This window comes from Streptomyces sp. OfavH-34-F (assembly GCF_022347745.1).
GTDB lineage: Bacteria > Actinomycetota > Actinomycetes > Streptomycetales > Streptomycetaceae > Streptomyces.
In genome coordinates, this window is record NZ_JAKRGC010000398.1 from 1 (window position 1) to 4,880 (window position 4,880).

Annotated in this window: 3 protein-coding genes; 2 read left to right on the forward strand and 1 reads right to left on the reverse strand. The window is 72.8% G+C overall.

The window, feature by feature from the left end:
• Window positions 1-1,128 (forward strand): exo-beta-N-acetylmuramidase NamZ domain-containing protein (locus tag MHW47_RS31890; RefSeq protein WP_239227343.1); only part of this gene is annotated, 1,128 nt, incomplete at its 5' end.
• Window positions 1,129-1,188: 60 nt separating this feature from the next.
• Here the strand turns inward: MHW47_RS31890 and MHW47_RS31895 are convergent.
• Window positions 1,189-4,029 carry a penicillin acylase family protein gene (locus tag MHW47_RS31895; protein WP_239227344.1) on the reverse strand — a complete coding sequence of 947 codons (2,841 nt, stop codon included), beginning with the start codon at window positions 4,027-4,029 and terminating at the stop codon, window positions 1,189-1,191.
• 230 nt (window positions 4,030-4,259) lie between these two features.
• On the opposite strand from MHW47_RS31895, the gene MHW47_RS31900 reads away from it, so the two are divergent.
• On the forward strand, window positions 4,260-4,871 hold the full coding sequence (locus tag MHW47_RS31900) for a hypothetical protein (RefSeq protein WP_239227345.1): 612 nt from the start codon (window positions 4,260-4,262) through the stop codon (window positions 4,869-4,871).
• Window positions 4,872-4,880: the final 9 nt, after the last annotated feature.

Genomic DNA, 4,880 nt, shown 5'->3' on the forward strand with positions numbered 1-4,880 from the left:
CGGCTGGCGGCCGACGGCTACGCCCTGCTGGCCGGCCAGAAGGTCGGCGTCGTCACCAACCCGACCGGGATCACCGAGGACGTCCGGCACATCGTGGACGTGATGCACCCGGACGACCGGGTGGACCTGCGGGCCGTCTTCGGGCCGGAGCACGGCTTCCGGGGCACCGCGCAGGCGGGCGGGTCGGAGGGCCGCTACGACGACCCGGCGACCGGGCTCCCGGTCTACGACACGTACCTGAAAAGCGGTCAGCCGCTCGCCGACGTCTTCACGGCGTCCGGCGTGGACACGGTCGTCTTCGACATCCAGGACGCCGGCGCCCGCTTCTACACGTACATCTGGACGCTGTACGACTGCATGGAGGCGGCGGCGCTGGCGGGCAAGCGGTTCGTCGTGCTCGACCGGCCGAACCCGGTGTCCGGGCGGGCGGCGCTCGGCCCGGTGCTGGACCCGGCGTTCGGCACCTTCGTGGGCCGCCGCGAGATCGCGCAGGCGCACGGGATGACGGTCGCGGAGCTGGCGCTGCTGTTCAACGGGGAGTTCCTGAAGGACCGCCCGGCCGAGCTGGAGACGGTGGCGATGTCCGGCTGGTCGCGCTCCGACTTCTTCGACGACACGGGGCTGCCGTGGGTGCCGCCGAGCCCCAACATGCCGACGCCGGACACGGCCCTGGTCTACTCCGGCACCTGCCTCTTCGAGGGGACGAACCTCTCCGAGGGGCGCGGCACGACCCGCCCGTTCGAACTGCTGGGCGCGGAGGGCGTCGACCACGCCTGGGCGGACGCGGCCAACGCGCTGGAACTGCCGGGGGTCGCGTTCCGCGAGGCGTACTTCGCGCCGACGTTCTCCAAATTCCAGGGCAAGACGGTCGGCGGGGTGCAGGTGCACGTCCGGGACCGGGCGGCCTTCGACCCGGTGCGCACGGGGATCGCGCTGCTGGTGACGGCGAAGCGGACGTGGAGCGGGTTCGCCTGGCGGTCCGACAACTGGATCGACAAGCTCACCGGCAACACCCGGGTGCGCACGATGATCGACGCGGGTGCGGATGTGGACGAGGTGGTGGGCGCCTGGGCGGACGACCTCGCGGCGTTCCGCGCCGTACGGAAGCGGTACCTGCGCTACCGCTGAGGCGGGGCCGGGCGGGCCCGTCGTCGGCGGGCCCGCCCGGCCCCGGCCGGGGGTGGGTGATCAGCGGTGGCTCGGGAACTCCACCACCTGCTGGTACGTGGGACGGTTCTGCCAGTGCAGGGACTTCTGGGAGATGCCGCCCAGCGGCCGGTGCACGAGGGAGTCCGTGCACCACTGGTCACCGGCGCCGCAGGTGGCGTCGGCCGGGTAGACCTGCGCGGCCGGCACCGCCGCCGCCTCCTTCAGCGTGGACAGCAGCGCCGTACGGCAGGCGGCCAGGTCGCCGCCGCCGCAGTACTCCCTGGCCAGCGGGCCCTCGACCCGCTGTCCGAGGACCTGGCGCAGGTCCTTGTCGGCGAAGCCCCACCAGCCGTACTGGAAGGCCGAACCGCTGTGCGCCCCGCTCGGTCCGTGGCTGGCGGCCGGGGACTCGTCGGTGGCGAGGTTCGCGGTCAGCGCCCCGTACAGGCCGTCGCCGAGACCGGGGCGGAACTCCGCCTCGATCAGCCGCGGCCACCAGGCGTCCATGATCCGGACCGCGTCGGCGTGCCCGTAGGTGTGCGAGCCGGGGCTCGTCTCCTTGCGCTGGGCGCCCGCCGCCCGCCAGGAGTCCAGTTGCTGGACCACCGCGTTCAGCTCCGGGTCGGGGACCGGCTGGGAGCGGATGACCTTCAGCAGCTCGGGCAGCAGTTGCTCGCCGCGCAGGTCGGTGAGGGCCGCCTCGGCCATCGCGCGGGTCAGCGCGGCGCGGGTGACGCCGCCCTCGGCGACCAGTTTCGCGACCCGGTCGTCCAGCAGGTCGCCCCGGTGCACCGCGCTCAGCCCGAAGCCGGCGGCGGCGTAGCCCGCGGCCTGCTTGTTGTTCCAGGAGACGTAGTAGTCCTGCCCGCTGGAGTGCGGGTGCTCGGCGAACGCGGTGTACGCGGCGGTGTTGGCGGCCGGGTCGTAGCCCTGCCACTCGTACGCCTTCTCGGCGCGGACGGGCAGCGCCGGGTCCACGCCGGCGGCGCGCACCGGGTTCATGCCGCTGTTGTAGTAGGCGGCGGTGCGGGAGTCCGCGTAGAACCAGTTGAACGCGTAGTCGATGTTGCTCGCCGCGCGCTGGAAGGACGCGGCGTCGGTGACGTACGACGGGTCGTTGAGCATCTGGAAGCCGATGATGGAGTCGGCCTCGTGCCGGTAGGTGGAGCGCAGCGAGGTGTACGCGACCGGCTTGCCGTCCACCGTGGCGCGGTGGGTGACGACGCCGTAGTTCGTGCGCCACACCCGCATCCGGTAGGAGCCCTGGGCCGTGGAGTCCGCGACGGTGGGCTTCCAGGAGTTGGCCTTCTCCATCTTCTCCATCGCGGTGCAGGTGCCCCGGTAGAGGTAGTGCGCGGAGTCCTTGCCGGGCGCCGAGCCGTCCGGCTCGCACAGCTCGATCGCGTAGGTGTCGGTGATGTCCTGGCCGGCCGAGGTGGCGCTCCAGGCGTAGTCCTGACCCCGGCCCATCTGGACGTACATGCCGACGCCGGCGAAGGAGACGCCGCGGGCGCTGATGCCGGGGCCCTGGATCTCCTGGAGCATCATCAGCTGCGGCGCGAAGTAGCCGGTCTGCGGCCCGAACACGGCGATCGGGTTGCCGCTCGCGGTGTGCGCGCCGGACACCAGCAGGGCGTTGGACATGCCGCGCTTCTGGGCGCCGGAGCCGGAACCGGGCAGCGAGCCCTCCGGTATGACGCCGTCGTCGAAGATTCCCTGCGCCTTCCGGAGCGTGGCCGGGGCCCGGACCGGCGCCTTCACGCCGGTGCCCGCCGAGCCGGTGCGGTCGTGGATCAGGGGTTCGGCGGTGACGGAGCCGGGGTCGGGGAGCGCGGTGCCGACGGCCTTGTCGGGCTTGTTGGCGTACGGGAAGGAGGTGCCGTCGTGGACGGTGAGCACGGCCTCCGGGTCGTTGCGCTGGCGGAAGGACTCCCAGACCTTCGTGCCTTCGGCGACGCCGTACTTCTGCTGGGCGGCGAGCAGCGAGAGCGCGGCCTGCACCTCGCCGCCGCCCCCGCCGCCGAACTGGCCGCCGACGACGGAGGCGATGGAGATGAGGTCGGTCAGCTTGAACGGCTGGATCTCGCCGATGTTGGTGAGGGCGTCGATCTTGCCGGTCAGCACGTACTCGCCGGGGAAGTAGCGGCCGTCCTTGGCCTTCTTGCGGTAGGCGTTGATGCCGTCCACGTACGCCTGCGCGTCGGCCATGGCCTGCTCGCCGCGGGCGCCCTCATGGGTCCTGATGTACTCGACCTGGGCCTCCAGGTCGGCCTCGGTGTACGGGGCCTGCGGCCAGAACTGCTGCTCCAGGCCCTGGTTGGCGAGGGCCCCGCCGGCGAACGAGGTCAGCTCGCCGCGCCCGATGTGGCGGAAGAGGTCCATCAGCCAGAGCCGGTCCTGCCCGGCCGCGTACCCGGCGCCGAACTCGGTGCCGTAGCGGGTGGTGCCCTTGATGTGCGGGACGCCGGTCGCCTTGTCGCGGGTGATGGTGACGTCGTCGCGCGGCGAGGTGACGGACTCGACCCGGTCCGCCGGGACGCCGAAGGAGGCGTCGTTGAAGAAGTCCGTGAGTTTCCGGTCGGTGAGCGCGGTGTGCCCGGCGACCAGGCCGTCGTACCGGTCGAGCTGGTCGTCGCTGTGCGCGGGGTGGGTGCCGAACGCCTTGTTGCCGAGGATCTCGACGAGGGTGGCGTTGCCGTTCTCGCCGGGCGGCAGGATGTCGGCGCACTGTCCCTGGCAGTGGTCGGGGACGGGGTCCGCCTCGGCGGCGCCGGCGTGGGGTGCGGCGGCGAGCAGCGACGTGCCGAGGGCGAGGGCCGCAGCGACCGCCCCGGCTCTGGTGGTACCGGTGCGGGCGGTCATACGAGTGCGTGGGGGCATGCGTACTCCTCCGAGAGGCCAGTGCGCGGCAGGTTACCGACGGTATGACCGGGCGGTAAGGTGAACATCGGTCACCTTCTCCGAATCGCCACATCCCGGCGGATGCTGTGCGGGCGTCTCAGCAATCGGACATCCGCACCCTTGGAGGGAGCCGATCCGGGCAGTCGTACGTCCATCCCCTGACGCCGAAGTACGGGCGACGGAGTACGAGCGACGGAGGTGGCGGCGCGATGGCCGGTTTCCGGAGTCTGGCGAGACAGGTCCGTGACCCGAGGAGCGATCTGGCACTGCGGCGGTACTCGCTGCGCAAATGCCTGGAGCGGTTCGCCCCTTACGGGCACCGGGCGACCTGGGACCATCTGTGCGCACGGCACGGCATCGACCCCGAGGACCGGGCCCCCGACCCGGTGCGGCTGGTGCGTGCCCTGGAGGAACTGGAGCGGGCCCGCGCGGTCTGGCTCGGCTACGAGGCCGGGTTCGCGGAGCGGCGCAGGCGGGAGAAGCACCGGGGGCTGCGCCGCCCCGCCGCCTTCGACGACTGGCACCGGCGCACCTGGGGCGGCAACGGGGTCGCGCGCTGCGACGACCCGGCGGTGCACCCCTCCGTGCCGCTCGCCGAGGTGCTGGGCCGGCTCATCACCGCCCTGGAGGGCGAGCCGGGCACCGGCTGCCCGGTGTGCCGCCAGCCCCGGATCGCCTGGCAGCACGACCTGGCCGGCGAGCCGTGGTCCGGTCCGGTGTGCACGGGGTGCGGGATCGTGGTGCCGAAGCCGGTGCTCACCCCGGCGGCCCTGGCGAGGGCCCGGCGGACCCGCACCGACGAACTGGCCTCGGCGGCCTGAGCCGCGCGG

Excerpts from the sequence above, each read along its gene's own strand:
- MHW47_RS31895 (WP_239227344.1), bottom strand. The coding sequence starts at position 4,029 with ATGCCCCCACGCACTCGTATGACCGCCCGCACCGGTACCACCAGAGCC.
- MHW47_RS31900 (WP_239227345.1), top strand. The coding sequence starts at position 4,260 with ATGGCCGGTTTCCGGAGTCTGGCGAGACAGGTCCGTGACCCGAGGAGC.